Raw genomic sequence first — 22,740 nt, forward strand, 5'->3', positions numbered from 1 at the left:
ACCACATGATTACCAAATCCACACTGATTCTCGCCATCGTATTCCTGGCGGTGTTTGCCGGCTGCATGCTGCTGGCCCAGGCGGTCTCCACCGTCAAGGCGCGCAGGCGCGTGCGCGCCCTCGCCACGGAAGACGCTTCCCCGGCGTCACCCGCCGCCGCCGAATGGGTGGCCCAGGTGGTCCGCATGTCCGGCCCGCTGGCCCGCCTCTCCGCGCCGGAGCAGCAGGAAAAGATTTCCGCTCTGCGCAGCCGTTTCATGCAGGCCGGCTATCGCAGCGAGCATGCGCCGACGATTTATTTCGCGCTCAAGGTAGTGCTGGCCGTCGCGCTGCCGGTGCTGGCATGGCTCTCGTTCACCCTGGCCGGCGCCAGCCTCAAGACGACTGGCCTGCTGGTGGCCATCGCGGCCGCCGCCGCGGTCGGCTATGTTCTTCCGAACCTGTTCCTGAAGCTTGCGATTGCCCGCCGCCAGCGCGAGATCTTCGAGAACCTGCCCAATGCGCTCGACCTGATGACGGTCTGCGTGGAAGCCGGCCTGAACACCGACATGGCCATCGGCCGCATCGCCGCCGAAATGACTTCGGCTTCGCCGGTGCTGAGCAGCGAGCTGCACCTCACGACGCTGGAACTGCGCGCAGGCAGCAGCAAGGAAATGGCGCTGCGCAACCTGGCGCTGCGTTCCGGCGTGGGCGAAGTCGATTCGCTGGTGACCATGCTGATCCAGGCCGAGCAGTTCGGCACCAGCATCGCCGACTCGCTGCGCGTGCATGCCGACCACCTGCGCACCAAGCGGCGCCAGCAGGCCGAGGAGCGCGCGGCCAAGATCGCGCTGAAGCTGCTGATGCCGCTGATCTTCTGCATCTTCCCGGCGCTGATCCTGATCATGGTGGGCCCGTCCTTCATCCAGATCACCCGCGTGCTGATGCCTTCCCTCGGCGCGCAGTAGATGCAGCAGACATATCCAACCCAGCAGACACCGTAACGACACACTCAATCCAAGGATGACCGCCATGAAATTCGCCAAGCTCTCCGTCCCGCTCGCATGCGCCCTTTCCACTCTCGCCGCGCTTTCCATGGCTGCGCCGGCGCATGCCGGCAGCAGCGAACAGCATGAACTCAACGAACAGAACGAACTGCGCATTCAGCCGATCGTCGCCATCCGCCATTCGGACGACAGCGCCGAGTCGCTGTATCAGCTCGGACGCCATCACCAGCAGGAAAACCGCCTGGATGAAGCCGCCAGCGCCTACCGCGCGGCGCTGGCAAAGAATGAAAACCATCTCGAAGCCCGCAATGGCCTGGCCACCATCTACTTCGCGCAAAAGGACATGATCTCGGCCATGGCGGAATTCAAGACCATCCTGCAGCAGCAGCCGGCACTTTCCCATGTGCGCAGCAACCTGGGATACGCCTACATGCTGGAAGAAAACTACTCCGCCGCCATGCCCGAACTGGTGCAGGCCATCATGCTCGATCCGTCGAACACGCGCGCATTCGGCAATCTCACCCTCGCCTACGAGCGCGTGGGCGCCATCGTCAACGACAGGCGCGCGCAAGCGGTGGCCGAACCTTCGGCGGAAGCCGCACCGGCATCGGCCTTCGCACCTGCACCTGCACCTGCACCTGAACTTGCGGATGCACCCGCAGGCGTCGCCGAACCGGCACCGGCACAGACAGAGACAACGGTACATGCACATGCACCGGCGCCGGCGCCGGCAGCCGAGCTTGCCATGGAAACGACTCTCGCCGATCAGCCGCCGGCAGGCAAGGCGCAAGCGGTCCCGATGAAGGAGTTGCAAGTCGCGGCGGTATCGGCAGCGGCGGGCGCAAAAGGCATCGTCATCGAGATCGCCAACGGCACGCGCGATGATGCGCTGGCAGACAGGATCGCAAGCGGCCTTGGCGGCAATGGCATCGTCGTAAGCCGCACGACCGCCCTTGCTCCCTATACGCAGCAGCGCACCGTCATTCTCTACCGCGACGGTTATCGCAAGCAGGCCCTGCAGCTGAGCAGCATGTTCGCGGTGCCGCCGGCCGTCGTCAACAACACCCGTACCCGCGACGCCGGCGACCATTCCGCGGTGCGCCTAGTCCTCGGCAAGAGGTCTGTCCTGGCAAGCATCCGTTCGTCCGAGATGCAGCTGGCGGCGCGCTAAGACACGGGAAGGCAGGAGACAAGCATGCAAGCAGCCTTTCGGAACAGATACAAGCGTCGCCAGCGCGGCGCCTCGGCGGTTGAGTTCGCCATCGTCGCGCCGCTGGTGTTTTTCCTGTTGTTTGCCGTGATCGACCTGTGCGTCATGTTCTGGGTCAACCTGACCATGCAGTATGCGGTGCGCGAAGGCGCCCGCTACGCCGTCACGGGCCTCAGCGATCTCGGTCCGCAAGGCAACCCGCAGCGTCACCTGGCCGTGATTGAAAAGATCAAGGACAGCTCGATGGGTTTGTACGACCGGATATCGCCGCGGATCAACGGCGTGAACTATGCCGGCAACGACAGCCAGTACCACGCCGGCATGTTCGGCGCACCCGGCCAGGTCTTCGTTCTGCGGCTCGAAGGCGCCTGGCCGCTGATGAGTCCGGTCGTGCAGCCCTTCTTCGACGACGGGATCTACCGCTTCACCGTCGCCGCCACCATGCGAAACGAGGAATTCCGATGAAACGCGATCGACGCCATCTACCACGCCATTTCATTCGCGGCGGCGCCGCCATCGAGTTCATGTTCTGCCTGCCGCTGCTGCTTCTGCTGCTGATCCCGGTGGTCGATTTCGCCCGTGTGATCCAGGCCAACATGATCATCACCAACCTGTCGCGCGAGGGCGCCAACCTGGCATCGCGCACCGCGATGAATCCGCAGGAACTGATGGACGCGCTGGCCGCCACCGCGCAGCCGCTCGACATGCGCGCCAACGGCATGATCCACATCACCAGGATTCTCGCTTCGCGCAAGAACGGCGTCAGCAGCAATGCGGTGATCGGACAGGTCCGCTGGAACGGCGGCACGCATGCGCCGTCGGCAGGCGCCTGGTCCTGCGGCGGCGCCGGCACCTACTGGGATGCGGAAGGCAACTGCGCCGGATTTCCGCCACTGTCCGGCGCCCCGGAAACCGATGTCCTGTCCGGAAGCCTGAACGACGGCGATGTGGTCTATCAGGTTGAAGTGTTCTATCGCTTCCCGCTGCTGTTCGGCAGCCTCGACCTGGGCGATTTCCGCTTGCCCGCACTGAATCCCGACCTTTACGCAATGACGGTGTTTTGACTCTTTCGCACGGAAAAACAGCATGAACAAGTTCACACGAAAAGCACAGGGCGGGCAGGTCTTCATCATTCTCGCGCTGTCCCTGGTGGTGCTGGTCGGCGCGCTCGGACTGGCGGTCGATTCCGGCCTGGGCTACCTGATCAAGGCCAGGCTCAATGCGGCGGTCGATGCGGCGGCGGTCGCGGGCGCCCGCGCCGTCGTGCACGGCGACAATGAAGCGGAGCAGCGCCAGCAGGCGGAGACGGCGGCCCGCAATTTCTTCGCGGCGAACTACCCGGCCGGCTATCTCGGCTCGACCGCCGGGATCACCGGCACGCAGGTGGAGTTCAACTCGCCGGCACGCGGGCAGATCACCGTGAAGGTGCAGGCGCACGCCAATACCGCGGTCAGCTTCATGCGCGTCTTCGGATTCAATACGCTCGATATCGAGGCCACGGCGCATACCACCCGGCGCGATATCGACATGGCCTTCGTCATGGATACCTCGAGTTCCCTCGTCCCGGTTGCGGCCGAAATCCGGCAGCATGCGGCCACCTTCATGAGCGGCTTCAGCAGCAGCACCGACAGGATGTCGCTGATCCACTTCTCCAACGGCGCCGAGGTCGACGAACCGATCCGCACCGGCCCGATGCGCGGCTTCGACAAGCGCCGCATCGTGCAGCAGATCGCCGGCCTGCAATTCAAGGGAGCGACCAATTCCGTGGAAGGCTTGTGGCATGCGCGCCAGCAGCTCAACCGGGTGACGGCGCCCGACCGCTCCAGCCTGCGGGTGATCGTCCTGTTCTCCGACGGCACGCCCAATTCGCTGGCCTCGGTCTTCAAGTTCCAGCCCTGGGCCAACTGCACCGCTTCCGGCGTGATCAGCACCACCGACGATGTGCTCATGCGGGAAGCGCCGCGCGGCCTCTGGGATCAGGACAGGACGCAGGAACTGGTGGGCGGCGGATGCGGGCAGAACCGCAACCTGGCATCCATCCTCACGCCCAACGCCCTGCCCGACTGGTACAACGCCCATGGCATCAATGACCGCGAGTTTCCCATCGTGGGCGGCGGTCCGCGCCTCGTTCAGAACGATACGAGCACGCCGGAGCGGGCGTTCGTCAACATCAATCACGCGGCCAGGAACATGGTCGAGGCGCTGGCGGCGCGCGCCCGCGCCGAAGGCATCCACGTCTTTACGCTCGGCCTCGGTCCGCTGCTGCAGCAGGCCATCGGCCCCGAGCTGTCGTCCGACGACACCGGCGAGAACATCATGAAGTGCATGGCCAATACGCCGGACGCCTTGCCGCGCTGCCGCGCGGCCGGCGCGGACCAGCCGGTGGGCGTCTATTGCCACGCCCGCACGGCGGACGACTTGCAGCCGTGCTTTGCCAACATGCGGGCGGAGATCCTGAGGATTACGCGTTAGCGCGCTTTCGCGGCGCCGCCGGCAAATCCTGCGGGATCGTCAGTCCGGTCAGGACGAAAGGGCTCGGATGGAAATCGGCGACAGGCGCAGGAACCTGCGCCGCCACGATGTCACTTATATAAGACGGCGGCGCAAGTGCCGCCCTGATGGCGGTCCGCGAAGTTACCGGGAAGTTACCGGGAAGGCCGGTCCGAATGCGCCGGGCAAAGAACAGGAGTGGAAAGAACATGGACAGCATGAACGCAGCCGAACTACTTCAGGATGCCGGCCACGGAGCCGGCATGACGCCCCGCGACATTCTTGGCGAGATCGGTACGCCGTGGTGCATTTTCGTTATCGGCAATCTGGACGGCGGACCGATGCGTTTCACGGAACTCAAGCGCACTATCGATGGCATCTCGCAGCGCATGCTTGCCGTCTCCCTGCGGGCGCTGGAGCGCGAGGGGCTGGTGGTGAGAACCGTGGATGCCGGCAAGCCCGTCAAGGTGACGTATGCACTGACCGACCATGGAAAGTCGTTTGCCGGCCCGGCCAAGGCGCTGATCGACTGGGCGACGGAACATACGAAATTCAGCGGCACGACGGGCGAGGCGCAGGCGTCTCCGCCTGGATGAGCGCCTTCGTTCCTCTCAATGTTCCTTTCAATGTCCTTACCCGCCGGCGGTCCGGCGGTCCGAAACAAGTTCCCATACTCAGGACGGCCCGCGTCCCACATACCGCGACATCATCGATTCCACCGGTCCTTGCGCATGCCCCGACAGCCACCAGCGGCTGAACAGCACCTGGCACAGCATGATGAGCGCAAGCACCGGCAGCAGCAGCGCCGGCGCGGCGGCGACATGCCTTGCCCAGCCGAGCCCGATGCCTTGCAGGAGCACCACGCCGATCACCGACTGCGTCAGATAACTGGTCAGCGCCATGCGGCCCACCGGTGCGAGCCAGCGCTGCGGCCATGCGGGCCGGCCAGCGGCCGCCAGCATGATGCTTGCCACATAAGCTGCGGCGAGAAAGGAGCCGCCGAGCGGCAGCAGGGAGTACACCGTCAGGCCGAATGCATCGGCATTGAAGGGATTGGCGGTCTCGGTCAATACAACCCAGGCCCATAGCAGGTTGAACGGAATGCCGACGGCATAGCCGCTTGCGCGCACCCTGCGCCACAGGTCTGCATGGCGCAGCGGTTCGGTCAGCCAGCCGGCGCGGACCGCGAAGATGCCGAGCAGGAAAAGCACCAGCACATGCGGCACCATGAACAGGGAATTCATGCTGACGGCGAGATAGTCGATGAGCCGCTGAATGAAATGCTGGCCCAGCGAACCATAGGCATACGCAACATGCGCCGAACGCGCTTCGCCGGCCAGCCGCGCGCCCAGGGTATAGGGATCGCTGTCGGCATAGGCGGTGAGCGCCATGGCGGCGTTGCAGGCAATCAGCACCAGCCACACCACCGACCAGTTCCACAGATGGATGCCGACACTGCTCCGCCGGGCACCGGCCAGGCCGACAATCAGGAAGCCGACACTGCCGTAGATGGTGAGGATATCGCCGGCCCAGACAAGAGTGCCGTGCATGATGCCGAGCAGGAGCAGGGCTGCAAGCCGGCGGCGATAGCGGCCGCGCACGCTGCTCCAGTCGGGCAGACGGCTTCTGAACGAGGCGGTCTGCAATGCGAAGCTCGCGCCGAACAGGAAAGCGAAGATCGGATAGAACTTCTGCTCCGCGAGGAAGGCAATGCCGAACACCGTGGCCCGGTCCGCCAGCGTCGCCGCATCGGGCAGCACGCCGTAGCGCAGGCTGCCGAAACCCCATGCAAACGACCAGATATTGACCACGAGAATGCCGAACACGGCCACGCCGCGCAAGACATCGATATGCGCATGGCGGACAGGCGCCTGCATTGTATTTGCCGGTGTGGCGATACTGGCCTGGGATTGCACGACGGCATTGCTCCTTCTTCGATGATGATGATGATGCGGCGATCTTACCGGCATCGCCACATGAACAAGACAAACAAGACAAACAAGACAAACAAGACAAGAGGGGCGCCTGCATCATGAAGTTCAGTCGGCCGGAGCCTTGCGCGACATGACGGCATGAACGGCAACTTTGCCGCGATGACGGAATCGAACCGGTCCATTCCATCGATTCGGAGCCAGAGATCCATGAATCCCAATCAAACCAACCAGTCAACTCCAGGCAATCCGGGAAGCGCCGTCCCGAATGCATTGAACGGCGATGCGAGCCGGCAATCCGAAAGCCGCCTGCCGCCGGACAACCCGGTGCCGGTGACGGAAACCGGCACCGCCAGGGCGGCCAGGCAGGAGGAACGCCATTCGTCTCCCGCGGACCAGGTGCACCATGGCGGCAACGCTGCTGTCGTCGGCGCCGGCGGCGGAACCGATGCGGCGGCGGGCGCTCGTCTTGCCGGCAGTAAAAGCGGCGGTCCGGGCGGCGACGGAGCGCGGGATTTATCGGATGCCTCGGGCGTGCCGGGTACGGCGGGAGGCTCGCTGGGCGGAGAACAGGTGAGCCCCGCTGCGGGAGCCGACGCGGCCGGCGGCACAGGCCTGGGTTCGGCCGCAAGCGCGGATGACACGCGCACCGGAACAGGAACGTCTTCCGGCTCGGGCACCGCGCTGACCGGAGGCGGCGCGAGCGGCGGACGCGATGCGGCCAGTGCAGGCAATACGGGAAATACGGGCGGGCAGTAAAGTAAGGCAAGCGCAACAAGCGGGAAAGAGCGGCAGGGAGCGACAGGAAGCGGGCCGCGCCGTCAGCGCGGTCTTTTCAGGCTGCCCATGCCGCGTTCCGACGACAGCCGCCTCCGCAATACGAAGGCAAGCCCGACGCACCAGGCAAGCGCGGCTGTCCAGCCGGCCAGCACGTCGGTGGGAAAGTGCACGCCGAGATACACGCGCGAAGTGCCGACCAGGGCCACGAACAGCGCGCCGGGAAGAATCCATGGCCGCATCGATGGCCTATGCCAGGCCAGCATGAGCAGGGCGGCGACGAAGGCCATGGATTGCATTGAATGGCCGCTCGGAAAGCTGTACGAGGTTTCAGGCGCGATCGATATCCACAAGTCGGGGCGGGTGCGGCTGAAGAGCTGTTTCGCTCCCATGTTGAGGAGGATGGCGCCGCCGAAACCCAGGACCCAGTACACCAGCCGCGCCCATTGCTGGCGGATGATGAAGACGACCGCAATCAGCAGTGCGCACGGTCCGAGCACGCGGATGGAGCCTATCTCCGACATGAACACCATGGCGCGGTCGAGCAGCGGCGTGGCGTTTTCCTTCATGAACAGCAGAATGGGCTGGTCAATCGCGAAGGGCTCCTTTTCCAATACCTCTTCCGCCAGTTCGCCGAACAGGTAGAGCGGCCCGAGCACGCCGACGAACAGGAGAAGCGTGTCGAGCCAGCGGCGGCGCGGCACCAGGCTCAGATAGCGCAGCAATTTCCGGAATGTCTCTGCCTTCAGTGCCATCAGCGTGTCAGTCCTCCATCTTTCGTTCCGCTCATGCGGGCGGCTTGAGCAGGTACAGCGGTTCGGATGCGACCTTGAACCGCAGCGGGGCGCGCAACCAGAAGATTTCGCCGTCGGTCGCCACCTTGGTCCATGCCGACAGTACGAACTTCGGTTTGACCGTCAGTTCCCTTGCCGCGAAGCTGACCACGCTGTCGGCGTCGTCAAGCCTGCCGAAGGCGCCGCGCAGCATCAGGCCGATCATGGCGACCGGGCCGACCGGCTTGAGGGTCACCACCGCGAGACATCCCTTGTCGAGATGGGAGGCGAGCGGTATGCCGACCTGTTCCAGCTGCAGGGCGTTGTTGCCGACGAACACCGTTTGCGTGAGCAGGTCGCGGCTGCCGCTGCCGCTGTCGCCTTCGATGCGCACCCGCAGGATGCGATGGCTGCGCCACAGGGTCACCAGCGCCGACCATAGCGCCACGAGCCGGCTGCGGCCAAGCTGCCGCTTGTAGAATTCGCGGTCTTCGAGCAGCTTCGGATAGAGGCCGAGGCTGGCGTTGACGAGAAAGATGCGGTTGTTGAGCGTGCCGACCTGCACCGGGGAAATCTCGGCGCGCAGCAAGGCCCGCGTCGCTTCCTCAAGATCCTCGGGTATGCCGTGGGTGCGGCCGAAATAGTTGAATGTGCCTTGCGGCAAGACGCCAAACGGGCAGCCGCTGCCCAGTACCGCCTGCGCCACGGTATTGATGCTGCCGTCGCCGCCGGCGATCACCACCGCGCCGCCATCGCGCAGCGCTTCCTGCACGACGCTCACGGCGGTATCGCGCAGCTTGCGCGCATCCTGCACCACATGCAGAAAATACTTGCGGCCGGCCGCCTCGAGCACCTCGCGTATGACCGCGCACTTGCCGTCCGCATCCCTCCTGCCGGAACGGGCGTTGAGGATGATGTGGTAACAGCGGATTGCGCTTACCGACGGCGCCATGCTGCGCACCTGCCCGGCGCGGGAAGCCTGCGCCGGCCTTGCGATGTTGACTGACATGTTTCTTCTTGCGCAGAGGGAAGGTCGTGCTTCGTATTGGACATGGCAGGGGTGATGGGGGTACGTTCGTATCTTCGATATTCGATGCGCTCATCGTCATCCGCCTGGCCCGTGCGCGCCAGGCCGTGCTTGCGTGCGGCGTCGAGTGCCTATTAAGCCTTAAGCGCGCGATATCATCTTGCGCATGGTCAATAGCCATCAACGGACCAGGCCTGACATCGCCAGGCGCCACCGGCCGTCACAAGCCACCGGCGGGCGCATGCAGCGCTGTACTTCAGTCGTATGGCCTAAGCAGGCATTTATTGAGATGCTCAAGCTCGGACACAGGCGGGCATGGCGCTCGGGCGCTGATGCAGCGAAGCATTGAAGCATCGGCCTGCGGTGCTTCGGCACACAACCCTGTCGCGGACGTGGCCAAGCTCAAGCGTCGGAGCCAGGCCACAAGGAGAATGCAACATGCCCAACGCCGCGCGCATGGCCGACCAGGCGACCGGCGCACTCATCGTGCAGATAGGGGGATGAAGTGCTGGTTCGGGTCATGCGCTGCAAGGGACGCACGCCGGATATCGCCGCCGAGGCGGTATTCAACGAAGCCGGGGGCACCATCGGCCGCAGCAGCCAGTGCACGCTGCCGCTGCCTGATGCGGACCGCCATATCTCGCGCGTCCAGGCGGAAATCGGCTGGACCGGCACTGCCTTCATGCTGACCGACCTGGGCAGCGGCAACCCCACCCTTCACAATGGCGAGGCAATAGGCAGGGGCCATACGGTGCCCCTGGCCGATGGCGACGAACTGCACATCGGCGACTATGTGCTGCGGGTGGAACTGCCGGCGCCGCGCGGCGATCGCACCGGCCCCTTCCCGGAACTGGGCCCGACCGCGCGCAATCTGCTGCTGGCGCAGGACGGCGGCCCGGCGGCGGGCCGCAACGATGGAGTGATGCCGCATGATTTCGATGCCGTCGGAAAATCCCGCCTGCCGCCGGCGCATTCCGGGGAAGGCATCGGTGCGCTGTCCGGCCCGGGCTCGCCCGCCGCGCCGCCGAATACCGCCGCCTCCTTCGATCCGTCAGTTCCGCTGCAGCCCGCGCCGCGGCACAGCGATACCGCAATGCTCGACCACCCGCCGGAAATACCCGCGCCGGTGCCCTTGCCGTCAGTTCGGCTTGAACCCGGCAAAACCGCGAATGCCGAAGGCGATGTCGCCTTCCGTTCCTGGGAGAGTTCGGACGGCGTGGCCAGCACCGCGATCAATCCCGGCCGCCATCGGGAAACTCCCCCGCGCACGTCGCAGGCACAGGCACCGGCAAGTCCGGCCGAGCCATCCGAAAACCGGCCCGCCTCCTCATCCCCCTTCCTCGCAGCCCTCCTGTCCGGCGCCGGACTGCGGGACGCGCCATGCGATCCCCTCAGCGGCAAGCGCTTCGAGCTCGATGAGCAGACCATGGAACGTCTCGGCAGCCTGTTGCGGCTGTTGGCCCAGGGCGTGATCGATCTGCTGGCGGCGCGCAGCATGATGAAGTCGGAAATGCATGCGCCCGTCACGTTCATTGCCGCGCAAGGCAACAATCCGCTCAAGTTTTCGCCGGACGCCAGCGCCGCGCTCGCTTTCCTGCTGGCGGCCGATACGCCGCGCGGCTTCATGGCGCCCGAGGCGGCAGTCGAGGACGCGATGCGCGATCTGCTTGCCCACGAGGCCGGCGTGCTCGACGGCATGCGGGCGGCGATGGCCAGCGTGCTGCTGCGCTTCGAACCGCAGCAACTGGAAACGCGGCTCGGGCCGAAGTCCCTGCTGGGCGGCTTGCTGCCGATGAACCGCAAGGCCAGGCTCTGGGAACAGTTCGAGGCGCAGTACGACGCGCTGGCCAGGGAAACCGAAGACGACTTCGAATCCTTGTTCAGCGAAGCCTTCGTGCGCGCCTACCAGGAGCGGACCGCGGCATTGAAGAACCGGCCCGCCGCTGCGGGCAGTACGGCCGGCACAGGCACCACGGGCACCATAGGCACCACAGGCACCACGGGCACCACAGGCAACATCGGCAATTTGGATAACACGGACAATCCCGGCGAAAGGTGAATTCCATGGAATGTCGAGTCTCCGCATTCTCCCGCGTAGGCGGACGCGAACGCAACGAGGATGCCTGCGCCTACATCGAGAAGGACGGCATCATTTGCTGCGCCCTGGCCGACGGCGCGGGCGGCCATCGCGGCGGCGATGTGGCCTCGCGCATCTGCATACAGACCGTGCTGGAGGAATTCGGCCGGGCGCCGGAAGTTTCCACCATCGCCCTGGGCACGCTGCTGCATCTGGCCAACGAGGCGGTGCTGCGCGAGCAGGAGCGCGATCCCGCCGTGGGCGACATGCGTTCGACGCTGGTGGTGCTGGTATTCGATCCGCTCTCGCAGGCGGCGGTATGGGGCCATGTCGGCGACAGCCGGCTCTATTATTTCCGCAACGGGGCGATCGCCGCCCGCACGCGCGACCACAGCCTGGTGCAGACCATGATCGATGGCGGCCTGCTGACCGAGGAAGAGGCGCAGACCCATGCCGAGCGCAATGTGCTGGTGGCCTCCATCGGCTCGGCCGAAGCCTTCCAGCCGAGCGTGCTCGGCGCGCCCTGCAAGCTCAACGACGGCGATGCCTTCCTGCTCTGCAGCGACGGCGTCTGGGGCCTGCTGGAAGACATCGCCTTCGAACAGAGCCTCGGTCGCGCGGCGTCATCGGAAGAATGGCTGGTGTACCTGGAGGAACTGATCACGCCGCGGGTGCACCGCGGTTCGGACAACTACACCGCGCTGGGCGTGTGGTGCGGCGAAGTGCCGGACAACATGCGCACCATGCCGGCGCCGCCGGGTTGATGCCGGCTCCCTGCCCTCGCGTCGCGGGCCGCTCGGGCTTCGTCGCTGACGAGCATGTCAACGCGCTTGAAAGCCGCCTCCCGCAACACCGGCAGCCGGCGAAATTTTTTGATGCGATGCGCTGCCATTGAAGTCGGCCCCGTATAATCACGGCCAGGTTCGACATACTTCAGACCATTTAAAGCTCGCGGATGCGGATCGTTTCGGTGCGTACCGAACTTCCGTCGTCCGTGCAAGCACTTCATCAGGCAACCCATTCCCATCATGCGCTACGACGGCATCATCAAGACCTGGAACGACGAGCGAGGTTTCGGCTTTATCGAGCCGGCCCGCGGCGGGCAGGAAATTTTCGTCCACATCAAGGCATTCAGCAAGCTCCGAGAACGTCCTCAGGCTGAACAGCGAGTCACCTTCGAAGTGGAATCGGGGCCTGAGGGCAAGAAGCGCGCAACCAGGGTCGAGCTCGTTCGGACGCGCTCGGCAGCGTCCGTCCCGCGCAGGGATTCTCCCGCCCAGTGGGGCACCGCAACGCTATTTGTCATTCCGGTATTCTCTGCCGTTGTCCTGCTTGCCCATTTCCTCGGCAATCCGCCACGCTGGAGTTTCGCATTCTACTTTGTCGCCAGCATCATCACCTTCCTTGCCTACGCCTGGGACAAGGCCGCAGCTCAAAAAGGCGCCTGGCGAACCTCCGAAGGCACGCTGCACATGCTTGGCCTGCTGGGCGGCTGGCCCGGAGCTCTCCTTGCGCAACAGTTCCTGAGGCATAAAACGGTGAAGGCGGCTTTCAGGGCAACGTTCTGGGGCACCGTGCTTATCAATGTCGCAGCATTCCTGGCCCTGGCAGCGGGGCTTGTGAACGTGGTTCTTTAAATTTCTGATTGCGCGGCCAACCGATTCTCGGGGTATCGGGGAGGAAGGCAGCAGTCATTCCTGGTCATCATTTACGCCGGCATTGTTTCCGCCTTGCCTGTATGCCCTGCCTGCGTATGCCATTCCGATTCCTCCTGCTCCCATTCCCGGTGAGCGTGCCGGGAGCAGCACTGAGGCCGGCACTGAGGCCGGCCATGAGATCAGCACGTCTGCCCGGCGCGTGCTGCGCACCACCACCGCGTCGATCTCGAGCGTCTGAATTCCAGAGGCTTGCTTGCCACATTTGATCCATTCATGAAGAAGGTCATGTACCGGTGCCATCGCTGCAGCACCTTCAGCGCCGTGTTGGCGAAGGCCGCACGCAATTAATTATTTAAAGATGGAACTATCGTCTGAACAATTTCACTCAATCGCGCGGTTATACATGTAGCAATCTTTAATACGTTATGATGAGGCGCACACCATGCCATCGATTTCCTTTCCAGCGGGTCCGACCAACTATCCACACCTTCCCCTTGAAATAAAAGAGAAGATTATTCACGAAACGGTGAATGCAATCACTTCTTCGGACAAGGGTTCGCAGGGAGCTCCGCAGACCTCGACCACATCGAACAGTCTGTCGTCTAAGGAGATACTAAGAAATCAGAGTAGCCGGCTGTTCACCCTGATGAATGTCAATACCGAATTCATGACTCTGGTGCTGAATGATTTGCGCAGGAACCCCGACCCGAAAATCACACAATCCTTGACTGCGGTAGCGCTCAATTCCATTCTGCGAAAGCGCACTCCGAAAGCATTTGAGGATGTCATGAAACACTTTCTCAAAAGTGCCTCGTACATTGACCTGTCGCATCGCTCTGTTGCATTTACCCTGTCTTCGGAAAGATTGGCATTCATTATCGAGCAGCTGGCGGCTACGTCGGCCAGCAATCTGAAAACGGCGATTCTTCATATCAGCAAGTCAAACGAATGGGATAAAGTCAAAGAGAAGATCGCACAGATTCATCAGGCAAATCCGGACTTGGCAATTCACGTCGCATTCCCTGAGAGAACCGAGCCGGGATCTGTGCTTCCGCCTCCAGACCTGGCGGCCGCGCTCTCGGAAAACGAGAATATCAAGGGACTAAAGATATTTCGTCTTCTTCACTCTCATGGTGCAAGCCCCGCTCAATTTTTCTCGTTTCTGCCTTCGTCTTCCATCAATGAGCTTACGCTTCAACGCGTATCTACTGAAGATCTGCAGGGCTTGAGTGAAGTCTTGCTCGCGCCTGGCTGTAAATTGAATACCCTGAATCTGGGAAAGAAAGCAAACGATTATTGGAGTCCAGGTATCGCGAATTTGACGCCCATGCTGGAAAATCCGGCAAGTCCCGTGAAAAGGATTCAGCTGGATGGACCATGGGGAACGGTTGACGCAGAACCGCTCCTGGATGTGGCAGGTAACAATGATTCTCCGCTGAAAGAACTCGATTTCTCCGGCGTGACCGGCGCAGAAAGATTTGTCCCTGAAATACGGAATCAGGTTGAGCATCTCACTGCAAGGGGCATAAAGATCACCCTTCCATGACCAGGTTGTGTCTGATAAGGTCAATCGCGAACACCCGGCAAGCCTCGATCGCCTGATGATGCCGGGGTAACCGGCGGCAGTCTGTCCGCGACCGGCAGGCCGGTCAGGGTGAAAGCGCTCTAGCCACGACAGAGCATTGCCGGATGGTCCTCACATCGCCTGGCGAGCATGCGTCTCCAGCGCCGACTCCCGGATGAATCCCGCGGTGAGTTCCGGCCTGGTGACCGGCAGCATATGTCCGCCGTCCACCAGTTCAAGCCTGGCATCCGCCACCTTGTCCGCCAGTGCCTGGCCATTGATTTTCCAGTCAAGGATGCGGTCGCCGCGGCCGAACAGGATGCGGACCGGAAGGCGCAGCTCTTCATAGCGCGCGGCGATGGCGGGCAGCCGCCCGGGCACCGCCTGCATGTCGCGCGAGGCGGCGATGAACTGGTGCGGGAACAGCGACATGAGGCCGCCGCCGCGGGTGCCGAAATCCTTCGGCACGGGTTCCGGCCCGAACACCTGTTCGAGCACGGCGCGGCTTCCGGCAATGGAGGCGGGAACCGCCACGGTCCAGGCGAACAGCGTACGGATCCAGGAGGAGGATATGGTCAGCGCGCGGAATGCCGGGGGCACCTCGCCGCCCTCGGGCAGGTGGGTCAGCGGCGCGATCAGCGCCAGGCCGGATACGCAGCGCGGATGCTCGACCGCCAGCGTCAGGGCCAGCGCACCGCCCAGCGAATGGCCGGCCACGAACACCGGTCCGAGCTGCATTGCATCGATGAGGCTGGCGACGGCAGCCGCCTGCGCCGACAGATCGGCGGACATGGACGCGGGTCGAGACGAATAGCCCGAGCCGGGGCGGTCGATGCTCACCACGCGGAATTGCGACGACAGGCGCCTGCTCACGCCATAGGTGTAATGCCGCATCTGCCCGGCCAGACCGTGGATCAGCAGCAGCGTGGGTCCCTCGCCTTCCTCGTGGACATGGAAACGCACGTCGCCGGCAATGATGAACCGCCCCTGCGGCGGCAGCGCCGCCCTGATACCGCGCGACGTCCACCAGGCGAACATGGCCAGCATCGCGCCGGCAACCAGGAGAAAAAGCATCGCCGCCACCGCGATTCGTATTGCCATCATTGTTGTACTCCCTTCTTGAGCAGTGACCAGTACCGCACGGGAGCGATACGCTCGATGATGGACACGATCTTCGCATCCATGCCGACCAGAATTCTTGCCTTGCGCCGCTCGATGCCGCGCACGATGATTTCTCCCGCCCTCTCGGCCGGCATGCGCAGCAGCTTTTCGCTGAGCGCCTTGCGGCGCAGGACCTCTTCCTCGGGAATGCCGGCGGGTGCGCGGGCATTCCTCGCGATCGATGTCGCGATGCCTCCGGGATGCACCACCGTCACGCTCACGTTCGAGCCCTGCAATTCATGGCGCAGGGCGTTGGAAAAGCCGCGCACCGCGAACTTGCTGGCGGAATAGGCGGCCTGGCCCGCGGGGGAAACCAGTCCGTAAAGACTGGAAACGTTGACCAGGCGCGCATCGTCGCCGGCACGCAGGTAAGGCAGGAAGGCGCGCGTCATCCGCACCACGCCATGGAAATTGATGTCCATCAGCCAGTCGAAGTCGGCTTCGCTGACCTGTTCGAAACTGCCGCCGAGCGCCACGCCGGCATTGTTGATCAGCAGGTCGATGCGGCCATGGCTTGCGTTCACCTGTGCCGGCAAGGCCTGCACCATCGCCCTGTCGGCCACATCCAGGCGGTGGCAGCTGACCCGCACGTGCAGCGCCCTTGCCATGACGGCCGTCTGCTCAAGCCCTGCCTCGTTGATGTCGGCCAGCGCAAGATGGCAGCCGCGCCGTGCGAGGGCTACGGCGATCGCACGCCCGATGCCGCTGCCAGCTCCCGTGACGACAGCCACCCGGCTCGCCAGGATCATGGCAGCGCTCCCTTGGCGCCGAAGCGCATCACGCCGTCGGCAATGCGGCCGAAGCGTATGGTGAGCAAGTCCTTCAGATAATTCTGGTACACCTGCCATGGCGCGCGTGCGCCCTGCTGCGGCAGCAGATGCTGCGCGCGCTGCACATAGCCCGAGGTGAAACTGAGGAACGGCACGGGCTCCACCCCCGGCTCGCGCCTCGGCACCGCGATCGGCTTGCCGTGGCGGTCCATGTAGCGCAGCAGCCGGCAGACATACTCGGCCGTCAGGTCCGCCTTCAGCGTCCAGGAAGCATTGGTGTAGCCGAAGGCCATCGCCAGGTTGGGCACGTCGCTGAGCATCATGCCCTTGTAGGCCATGTGCGCATTGGGTTCCACCGGACGGCCGTCGACCGTGAGCGTCATGCCGCCCATCACATTGAGTTTCAATCCGGTCGCGACCACCACGATGTCGGCCGGCAGTTCCTTGCCCGAAGCGAGGCGGATGCCGCCGGCGGTGAAGCGGTCTATGGTATCGGTCACCACCGATGCCTGGCCCTTGCGGATGGCGCGGAACAGGTCGCCGTCCGGCACCGCGCACACGCGCTGGTCCCATGGCTTGTAGTTCGGCGTGAAATGGGTGGCGGCATCTACATCGGCATCCCGGCCCAGCTGCCGCGCCGCCATCCTCACGATGTGCTGCTTGACCGGTTCCGGGCGGCTGCGCGCGAGCTTGTAGAAGAACATGCCGACGAAGACGTTTTTCCAGCGCGTGAGCGCATAGGCGGCCTGCTCTGGCAGGATGCGGCGCAGGCCGTGGGCGATCCGGTCTTCGGCGGGACGGGTCACGACATAGGAAGGCGAACGCTGCAGCATGGTCACGTGGGCCGCTTTTTCCGCCATGGAAGGCACGACGGTGACGGCGGTGGCGCCGCTGCCGATGACGACGACGCGCTTGCCGGCATAGTCCAGCCCTTCCGGCCAGAACTGCGGCACCACCAGGGTTCCGCCGAAGTCGGCTTCGCCGTCGAATAGCGGCCGGTAGGCTTCGTCGTAGCTGTAATAGCCGCTGCAGCTGTAAAGAAAGCGCGCCTTAACGATGCCGCGTTCGCCGGAATCCGCCTTGTCGACGACGACGCTCCAGCAGGCCTCGCTGCTTGACCAGGCGGCGCTGACCGCCTTTTGTCGGAAACGGATATGCGGGGTGATGCCGCCCTCTTCCGCGGTTTCCCTGATGTAGGCGCGGATCGAGGGGCCGTCGGCAATCGCCTTCGGATTGGTCCATGGCCTGAAGCGGTAGCCCAGGGTGTACATGTCCGAGTCGGAGCGGATGCCGGGGTAGCGGAACAGGTCCCAGGTGCCGCCGATGGCATCCCGCGCTTCCAGGATGGCAAAGCGCTTGCCGGGGCACTGCTTGCGCAACTGCCAGGCGGCCCCGATACCGGAAAGGCCGGCGCCGATGATCAGTACGTCGAGAATATCGTGTTCGGTAGCGGAAACAGTATGCGGCATGGAATCGGGCCTCCCGGTCAATTCTGACACTCTACATTGTCAGTTTTGATTTGACAATCGCTCATGTCAAAATAGCGGCATGACTTTGAAACTGACTTCATCACGCCCTTACCGCGGGCTGTCGCAGGAAGAACGCCGCACGGAACGGCGGCGGCGCCTTATCGCGGCGGCAATGGAGATTTATGGAAGGCAAGGCTATCGGCAGTCGCCGGTGAAAGCCGTGTGTGCGGAAGCCGGCCTGACAGAGCGTTATTTCTATGAATCCTTCGGCAACAGCGAGGAACTGCTTCTGGCGGCGTACACCGCAGCCATCGAGGAACTGGTGGGAGAGATGACGCAGGCGGCGCGGGCGGCGGGCCAGGATCGGGTCAAGCGGGCGCATGCGATGCTGCATGCCTACTTTTCCGCCCTCAAGCGCAACCCTGCCTCGGCCCGGCTGATCCTGGTGGAAATTCGCGGCGTCAGCCAGGCGGCGGCCGACGCCTATACCGAAACCCTGCGCGGCATCGCGCGCATGGTCGGCAATATCTTTTCGACCGATGGCGAAACGGTGCACGATCTGTTTGCGCTGGGCGTGGTGGGCGGCATCAGCCTGATAGCGCTGCAATGGATACAGCAAGGCTATAGCCCCTCGATCGATGAGCTGATCGAGGTTTCGCTGCAGCTTGGGAGCCGATGGCTGAACGTGCCGTGATGCCTTGCCCTGTGGTGGCGGCGGCGGTGGCGGCGATAGCCCTGCTCCGCCGCCGCATCACTCGTCAGCCGACGGGAATGGGATTTTCCACCAGCGCCTGATTGAAGCCGTGCACCAGCGCATGTTCGCCCGCGCCCGGGTTGTCGCGCATGGGCTTGATGCTTTCCACCACCACTTCATCCGCATCCGTAGCCAGCCCGGCCATGGTTTCCGCGATGAAGGCATCCAGCGGCATGGCGCGCGGGTCGCCGCTCTTGTAGATCAGGTCGGTGTTCACCCACGGCGGGGCGATTTCGCGCACGCGCACGCTGGTATCGCGCAGCATGAAACGCTGCGACAGCGAATAGGAATGCAGCGCCGCCTTGGTGGCGGAATAGACTGCGGTCGACGCCAGCGGCACGAACGCCAGCACCGAGGTATTGTTGATGATCACCGCATCGGGCTGCGCCTTCAGGTGTTCGATCAGCGCAGACGTCATGCGGATGGGCCCGAGCAGGTTGGTTGCGATCGTGGCGTGCATCACGCCTTCATCGATCCGGCCGGCGGCATCATCGAAGGGCATGATGCCGGCGTTATTGATGAGCACGTTCAATCGGGGAAAGTCCCTGACAAGCTGCCTGGCCACATTGTCGACATGCAAGGGGTCGGTAATGTCCAGTTCCACGCCATGCATGCCCGGCCTGCCGGCGGTGACTTCGTCGAGCAGCGCCTTGCGGCGGCCGCCGATGATGACCGTATTGCCCAGCTTGTGGAAAGCTTCAGCCAGTGCCCTGCCGATGCCGGAAGTGCCGCCCGTGATGAAAATGGTGTTGTCTGTCATGCGCATGAGGAATCTCCTTTAAGTACGCGGTGAGTTAAGCGATCAGGCTGCCTGCTGCTTGAAACGCGGTGGTGACGGAGATGCATTGTGCGCCGACCTGGATTGTCCTGTATGACAGGAAACCCTCTTTTTCGGCCAAACAGGTTTAGCTGGCCGCGAACAGAAGCTTGAGGACTGAATTTCACGGAAACCGGCCGCTGGCACGACATGCCTTGGCTTTCGGTACGGCAGATGACCTGCCCATTGTTATTGGCGCCTGTACAATAGCGGTTCCTTAACAGCCGGGACCAACGGGATAACCGTGCAGTCCTACCTCAGTGGATATATTGATTATCCTTGGACTTATTCTTCTCAATGGCGTTTTTGCCATGTCTGAACTAGCTGTCGTCTCCTCCAAGCGCATCCGCCTGGAAAAGCTTTCTGAAAACGGCAGCCGTGGAGCAAGAGCGGCACTGCATCTTGCCGATAACCCGAGCAGCTTCCTTTCAACAGTACAAGTCGGCATCACGCTGATCGGCATCTTCAACGGCGCCTTTGGCGAAGCTTCACTTGTCGCCCGGCTGACACCCCAGATCGAAAGCCTTGCACTGTTTGCCGAGTATGCACGGGAAGTCGCTTTGGCAATCGTCGTGGTGGGAATTACCTTTGCCTCGATCGTGCTGGGCGAACTGGTGCCCAAGCGGATCGCGATGCAGTATCCGGAAACCGTCGCAACCATGATTGCGACGCCCATGCAATGGCTTTCCCGCATCGTTTCGCCTTTCGTGAAGATTCTTTCGGTGGCGACCGAAGCCCTCATGCGCTTGCTTGGTCTGCACAAGCACCAGGAGGCGACCATGACGGAAGAAGAAATCACCGGCCTGATCAAGGAAGGAACGCACGCGGGGGTCTTCGAAAAGACCGAGCATGACATTGTCACGCGGGCGCTGCGCCTTGATGACCTGCGCCTGGGCGCCGTGATGACGCCACGCACGGACCTGGAGTTCATTGACCTGAACGATCCTGTCGAACAGATCCTGGCAAAGATTGCGGAGAGCCCTTTCAGCCGCTTCCCGGTTTGCCGCGGCAACCGTTCGGAAGTGCTCGGCATCATCCACGCCGGCGACTTGTTCGAACAGGCCATCCGCAGAAACTCCGTTTCCCAGATCGATTTCCAAGAGGCGGTAAAGTCGCCTCTCTATGTGCCTGAATCGCTAAGCGCAATGGATTTGCTGGAAACGCTCAAGAAGCATCGTACGGAAGTTGCCCTCATCGTTGACGAGTACGGCGAACTCGGCGGCATGGTGACAATGAGCGACGTGATGGGAGCGCTCGTCGGCGACGTCGCGGTGATCGACGATGGCGGCCATGAATCCGATGCCGTGCAGCGGGAAGATGGTTCGTGGCTGGTCGACGGCGGCGTATCGCTTGACCGCTTCCGCGACATCCTGGAAACCGACGTCCGTTTCCCGGAAGAGGCGAACGGCATGTATCACACGCTCGCGGGCTTCGTCCTCACGCAGCTGGGACATATTCCGGAGGCATCGGAACATTTCGAATGGGACGAGTTTCGCTTTGAAGTGATGGACATGGATCGCCAGCGTATCGATCGACTGCTCGTCTCACGCATTCCCAATACCGAGGCCGAGCCTCCCGAGACGCCGCGATAACCAGCAGGGAGCCGGCGCTCGCCGGAAGTCCTCGCTGTAGACTGTAGACCGAAAAAGCCCGCACCGGAGTATGCCGTGCGGGCTTTTTGCTTGATCAGGCTTTCAAGACAAGCTTGCGCATTGCGGGTCGGAGGTTGACAAAGATTCATCCCGCATCCCTCGGAATGAAAGATCTTGATGCGCCACTGCGGGTGCCTTCCCTCGATTTGTTACGCAAAAGCAACAAATACTCTTTTATTTGCCTCAGGGCAACTACATCGGTCCGCAGCCTCCAGCACAATGACACCGATAAGCTCGATAACACGGAACACATGTCGCAGAGACGCGGCATGCCCATGCTGGCGCAACCCTGGAGACGACAGGTTGACAAGCGCTCATACCCGGAATGAAGTCGGAGGATGACATGATGAACCCAATGCGACGCGCAAGTCTGCGCCTCACCCTGCTTGCGGCGCTGTCTGGCGTATGCGTGCTTCCCGCGGCGGCGGAAGATGGCGTTACCGACACCGCCATCCTGATCGGACAGACGGTGGGGATAACCGGCACGGTCGCGGGACCGGTCAAGGAAATGAACGAAGGCGCGGAAGCCTATTTCAGGCAGGTCAACAAGCAGGGCGGCATTCACGGGCGCAAGATCGAAATGCGCGTCCTCGACGACAAGTTCGATCCGGCGCTCACCCGTGCCAATGCGGAGACGCTGATCAGGAAGGAACGCGTCTTCGCCTTGTTCCAGGGGCGCGGCACGCCGCATACCCAGGGCATCCTGCCTCTGCTCGAGGGCAACAATATTCCGCTGATCGCGCCCAGCACGGGCGCGGCGGCATTCCACCAGCCGGTGCATCGCATGCTGTTCAATATTCGCGCCAAATATCAGGATGAGGTGGTGCGTGCGGTCGAGCACTTCACGACCGTCGGGATACGGGCGATCGGCATTCTGCATGTCGACGATGCCTTTGGCCAGGATGGGCTGGAGGGCTTCATGAAGGCAATGGAAGCGCGCAAGCTTGCGCCTGCCGCTGTCATCAAGTTTGCGCGCGTCAGTCCCGACAACAAGGCCGCCGCGGCCGAGGTCGTCAAGGCCAATCCGGCCGCGCTGATCGTCGTCAGTTCCGCCAAGAACACAATCGATGTCATCAAGGCTATCCGCGCGGCCGGCAGCCAGACGCAGATCATGACGCTGTCGAACAATTCCTCCCAGGCGTTCGTCAAGGAGCTGGGCGCGGCGGGAACCGGAGTCATCGTATCGCAGGTCACGCCGGCTCCGCACCTGATCTCCACGCCGCTCGGACAGGAATTCAATGTCGCTGCGAAGGCGGCCGGCGCGACCATTTCCTATGCGGCGATGGAAGGATATGTCAACGCCAAGGTGCTGGTGGAAGGACTCAAGCGTGCCGGCCCGCGTTTGACGCGGGAGGGGTTCGTACGCGCGCTGGAAACCATGCAGCGGGTGGACCTGGGCGGCCTGATGGTGACCTATGGTCCGAACGACCATACCGGCAGCGAATTCGTCGAGCTGACCATGATCGGGAAGGACGGACGCTTCATTCGTTGAAGGCGCGGTATCAGATGATACTCGTCCATCATTTGATCAACACACTTCCAGCTCACGCCACCGGCACGATCATTCTTGCCGGCGGCATCCCCAAGTTTCAACGTCGGAAAGGCTCGCGACGTTACCGTGCCC

Annotated in this window: 21 protein-coding genes; 14 read left to right on the forward strand and 7 right to left on the reverse strand. The window is 63.1% G+C overall.

Translation table 11 applies throughout. From position 1 onward, the window contains the following. Nucleotides 1–5 precede the first annotated feature (5 nt). The 6 genes from FH061_RS20535 (at nt 6) to FH061_RS20560 (ending at nt 5,282) form a co-directional block, all read left to right on the forward strand. Nucleotides 6–947 carry a type II secretion system F family protein gene (locus FH061_RS20535; RefSeq protein ID WP_151637702.1) on the forward strand — a complete coding sequence of 314 codons (942 nt, stop codon included), beginning with the start codon at nt 6–8 and terminating at the stop codon, nt 945–947. A 64-nt stretch (nt 948–1,011) separates the two neighbouring features. Further along, nucleotides 1,012–2,157, forward strand: coding sequence for a LytR C-terminal domain-containing protein (locus FH061_RS20540; RefSeq protein ID WP_192805167.1), 1,146 nt, complete (start codon nt 1,012–1,014; stop codon nt 2,155–2,157). A gap of 24 nt (nt 2,158–2,181) precedes the next feature. Beyond that, entirely contained in the window at nt 2,182–2,661 is a 480-nt protein-coding gene (locus tag FH061_RS20545) for a TadE/TadG family type IV pilus assembly protein (RefSeq protein ID WP_151637704.1), read from the forward strand. Further along, nucleotides 2,658–3,260, forward strand: a complete 603-nt coding sequence (locus FH061_RS20550) for a TadE/TadG family type IV pilus assembly protein (RefSeq protein ID WP_151637705.1) — start codon at nt 2,658–2,660, stop codon at nt 3,258–3,260. The genes FH061_RS20545 and FH061_RS20550 overlap by 4 nt, the downstream gene beginning before the upstream one ends. 22 nt (nt 3,261–3,282) lie before the next feature. After that, nucleotides 3,283–4,668 (forward strand): VWA domain-containing protein, encoded by a 1,386-nt coding sequence (locus FH061_RS20555; RefSeq protein ID WP_151637706.1) that lies wholly within the window; start codon nt 3,283–3,285, stop codon nt 4,666–4,668. A gap of 227 nt (nt 4,669–4,895) precedes the next feature. Continuing rightward, nucleotides 4,896–5,282: a winged helix-turn-helix transcriptional regulator gene (locus FH061_RS20560; protein ID WP_225984765.1), complete on the forward strand. Its 387-nt coding sequence runs from the start codon at nt 4,896–4,898 to the stop codon at nt 5,280–5,282. A gap of 78 nt (nt 5,283–5,360) precedes the next feature. Here FH061_RS20560 and FH061_RS20565 read toward each other — a convergent pair whose 3' ends face one another. Continuing rightward, nucleotides 5,361–6,563: a DUF418 domain-containing protein gene (locus FH061_RS20565; RefSeq protein WP_151637707.1), complete on the reverse strand. Its 1,203-nt coding sequence runs from the start codon at nt 6,561–6,563 to the stop codon at nt 5,361–5,363. A 264-nt stretch (nt 6,564–6,827) separates the two neighbouring features. Between FH061_RS20565 and FH061_RS20570 the strand changes: the two genes are divergently transcribed. Then, nucleotides 6,828–7,376 carry a hypothetical protein gene (locus FH061_RS20570; RefSeq protein ID WP_151637708.1) on the forward strand — a complete coding sequence of 183 codons (549 nt, stop codon included), beginning with the start codon at nt 6,828–6,830 and terminating at the stop codon, nt 7,374–7,376. Between the two features lie 62 nt (nt 7,377–7,438). On the opposite strand, the gene FH061_RS20575 is transcribed toward FH061_RS20570, so the two are convergent. Together FH061_RS20575 and FH061_RS20580 are read right to left on the reverse strand one after the other, a co-directional pair. Beyond that, nucleotides 7,439–8,149 (reverse strand): phosphatase PAP2 family protein, encoded by a 711-nt coding sequence (locus FH061_RS20575; RefSeq protein ID WP_151637709.1) that lies wholly within the window; start codon nt 8,147–8,149, stop codon nt 7,439–7,441. 31 nt (nt 8,150–8,180) lie between these two features. Further along, entirely contained in the window at nt 8,181–9,119 is a 939-nt protein-coding gene (locus tag FH061_RS20580) for a diacylglycerol/lipid kinase family protein (RefSeq protein WP_151637745.1), read from the reverse strand. Nucleotides 9,120–9,699: 580 nt separating this feature from the next. Here FH061_RS20580 and tagH point away from each other — a divergent pair. The 4 genes from tagH (at nt 9,700) to FH061_RS20600 (ending at nt 14,475) form a co-directional block, all read left to right on the forward strand. Then, nucleotides 9,700–11,253, forward strand: coding sequence for a type VI secretion system-associated FHA domain protein TagH (gene tagH / locus FH061_RS20585; protein WP_151637710.1), 1,554 nt, complete (start codon nt 9,700–9,702; stop codon nt 11,251–11,253). Between the two features lie 5 nt (nt 11,254–11,258). After that, nucleotides 11,259–12,035 (forward strand): PP2C family protein-serine/threonine phosphatase, encoded by a 777-nt coding sequence (locus FH061_RS20590; protein WP_151637711.1) that lies wholly within the window; start codon nt 11,259–11,261, stop codon nt 12,033–12,035. Between the two features lie 264 nt (nt 12,036–12,299). Beyond that, nucleotides 12,300–12,908 carry a DUF1294 domain-containing protein gene (locus tag FH061_RS20595; RefSeq protein ID WP_151637712.1) on the forward strand — a complete coding sequence of 203 codons (609 nt, stop codon included), beginning with the start codon at nt 12,300–12,302 and terminating at the stop codon, nt 12,906–12,908. Nucleotides 12,909–13,371: 463 nt separating this feature from the next. Then, nucleotides 13,372–14,475 (forward strand): hypothetical protein, encoded by a 1,104-nt coding sequence (locus FH061_RS20600; RefSeq protein ID WP_151637713.1) that lies wholly within the window; start codon nt 13,372–13,374, stop codon nt 14,473–14,475. Between the two features lie 150 nt (nt 14,476–14,625). Here the strand turns inward: FH061_RS20600 and FH061_RS20605 are convergent, their stop codons facing one another. From FH061_RS20605 to FH061_RS20615, 3 genes are read right to left on the reverse strand one after another with little or no spacing between them, the layout of a single operon-like run. Then, nucleotides 14,626–15,597, reverse strand: a complete 972-nt coding sequence (locus FH061_RS20605) for an alpha/beta fold hydrolase (protein ID WP_151637714.1) — start codon at nt 15,595–15,597, stop codon at nt 14,626–14,628. Then, on the reverse strand, nt 15,594–16,403 hold the full coding sequence (locus FH061_RS20610) for an SDR family NAD(P)-dependent oxidoreductase (protein WP_151637715.1): 810 nt from the start codon (nt 16,401–16,403) through the stop codon (nt 15,594–15,596). Before FH061_RS20610 ends, FH061_RS20605 begins: the two co-directional genes overlap by 4 nt. Continuing rightward, nucleotides 16,400–17,893, reverse strand: a complete 1,494-nt coding sequence (locus FH061_RS20615; protein ID WP_151637716.1) for a flavin-containing monooxygenase — start codon at nt 17,891–17,893, stop codon at nt 16,400–16,402. The genes FH061_RS20610 and FH061_RS20615 overlap by 4 nt, the downstream gene beginning before the upstream one ends. 79 nt (nt 17,894–17,972) lie before the next feature. On the opposite strand from FH061_RS20615, the gene FH061_RS20620 reads away from it, so the two are divergent. Next, nucleotides 17,973–18,587, forward strand: a complete 615-nt coding sequence (locus FH061_RS20620) for a TetR/AcrR family transcriptional regulator (protein WP_151637717.1) — start codon at nt 17,973–17,975, stop codon at nt 18,585–18,587. 64 nt (nt 18,588–18,651) lie between these two features. Here the strand turns inward: FH061_RS20620 and FH061_RS20625 are convergent, their stop codons facing one another. After that, complete coding sequence (locus tag FH061_RS20625; protein ID WP_151637718.1) at nt 18,652–19,413, reverse strand: SDR family oxidoreductase; 762 nt, start codon at nt 19,411–19,413, stop codon at nt 18,652–18,654. A gap of 311 nt (nt 19,414–19,724) precedes the next feature. Here FH061_RS20625 and FH061_RS20630 point away from each other — a divergent pair, with 311 nt between their 5' ends. Together FH061_RS20630 and FH061_RS20635 are read left to right on the forward strand one after the other, a co-directional pair. Then, entirely contained in the window at nt 19,725–21,056 is a 1,332-nt protein-coding gene (locus FH061_RS20630) for a hemolysin family protein (protein ID WP_151637719.1), read from the forward strand. 403 nt (nt 21,057–21,459) lie between these two features. Further along, nucleotides 21,460–22,608, forward strand: coding sequence for an ABC transporter substrate-binding protein (locus tag FH061_RS20635; RefSeq protein ID WP_225984767.1), 1,149 nt, complete (start codon nt 21,460–21,462; stop codon nt 22,606–22,608). The last annotated feature ends 132 nt before the right edge of the window (nt 22,609–22,740 follow it).

The sequence above is a fragment of the Noviherbaspirillum aerium genome (assembly GCF_008929045.1).
Taxonomy (GTDB): Bacteria; Pseudomonadota; Gammaproteobacteria; order Burkholderiales; family Burkholderiaceae_D; genus Noviherbaspirillum; species Noviherbaspirillum aerium.

What these genes read in the sequence shown, in the direction of transcription:
- FH061_RS20635 (WP_225984767.1), top strand. Translation starts at nt 21,460, where the DNA reads ATGATGAACCCAATGCGACGCGCAAGTCTGCGCCTCACCCTGCTTGCG.
- FH061_RS20535 (WP_151637702.1), top strand. Translation starts at nt 6, where the DNA reads ATGATTACCAAATCCACACTGATTCTCGCCATCGTATTCCTGGCGGTG.
- FH061_RS20545 (WP_151637704.1), top strand. Translation starts at nt 2,182, where the DNA reads ATGCAAGCAGCCTTTCGGAACAGATACAAGCGTCGCCAGCGCGGCGCC.
- FH061_RS20610 (WP_151637715.1), bottom strand. Translation starts at nt 16,403, where the DNA reads ATGATCCTGGCGAGCCGGGTGGCTGTCGTCACGGGAGCTGGCAGCGGC.
- FH061_RS20570 (WP_151637708.1), top strand. Translation starts at nt 6,828, where the DNA reads ATGAATCCCAATCAAACCAACCAGTCAACTCCAGGCAATCCGGGAAGC.
- FH061_RS20595 (WP_151637712.1), top strand. Translation starts at nt 12,300, where the DNA reads ATGCGCTACGACGGCATCATCAAGACCTGGAACGACGAGCGAGGTTTC.
- FH061_RS20575 (WP_151637709.1), bottom strand. Translation starts at nt 8,149, where the DNA reads ATGGCACTGAAGGCAGAGACATTCCGGAAATTGCTGCGCTATCTGAGC.
- FH061_RS20550 (WP_151637705.1), top strand. Translation starts at nt 2,658, where the DNA reads ATGAAACGCGATCGACGCCATCTACCACGCCATTTCATTCGCGGCGGC.
- FH061_RS20600 (WP_151637713.1), top strand. Translation starts at nt 13,372, where the DNA reads ATGCCATCGATTTCCTTTCCAGCGGGTCCGACCAACTATCCACACCTT.
- FH061_RS20555 (WP_151637706.1), top strand. Translation starts at nt 3,283, where the DNA reads ATGAACAAGTTCACACGAAAAGCACAGGGCGGGCAGGTCTTCATCATT.
- FH061_RS20590 (WP_151637711.1), top strand. Translation starts at nt 11,259, where the DNA reads ATGGAATGTCGAGTCTCCGCATTCTCCCGCGTAGGCGGACGCGAACGC.
- FH061_RS20580 (WP_151637745.1), bottom strand. Translation starts at nt 9,119, where the DNA reads ATGGCGCCGTCGGTAAGCGCAATCCGCTGTTACCACATCATCCTCAAC.
- FH061_RS20615 (WP_151637716.1), bottom strand. Translation starts at nt 17,893, where the DNA reads ATGCCGCATACTGTTTCCGCTACCGAACACGATATTCTCGACGTACTG.
- FH061_RS20605 (WP_151637714.1), bottom strand. Translation starts at nt 15,597, where the DNA reads ATGATGGCAATACGAATCGCGGTGGCGGCGATGCTTTTTCTCCTGGTT.
- FH061_RS20560 (WP_225984765.1), top strand. Translation starts at nt 4,896, where the DNA reads ATGGACAGCATGAACGCAGCCGAACTACTTCAGGATGCCGGCCACGGA.
- FH061_RS20565 (WP_151637707.1), bottom strand. Translation starts at nt 6,563, where the DNA reads ATGCAGGCGCCTGTCCGCCATGCGCATATCGATGTCTTGCGCGGCGTG.
- FH061_RS20625 (WP_151637718.1), bottom strand. Translation starts at nt 19,413, where the DNA reads ATGCGCATGACAGACAACACCATTTTCATCACGGGCGGCACTTCCGGC.
- FH061_RS20620 (WP_151637717.1), top strand. Translation starts at nt 17,973, where the DNA reads ATGACTTTGAAACTGACTTCATCACGCCCTTACCGCGGGCTGTCGCAG.
- FH061_RS20540 (WP_192805167.1), top strand. Translation starts at nt 1,012, where the DNA reads ATGAAATTCGCCAAGCTCTCCGTCCCGCTCGCATGCGCCCTTTCCACT.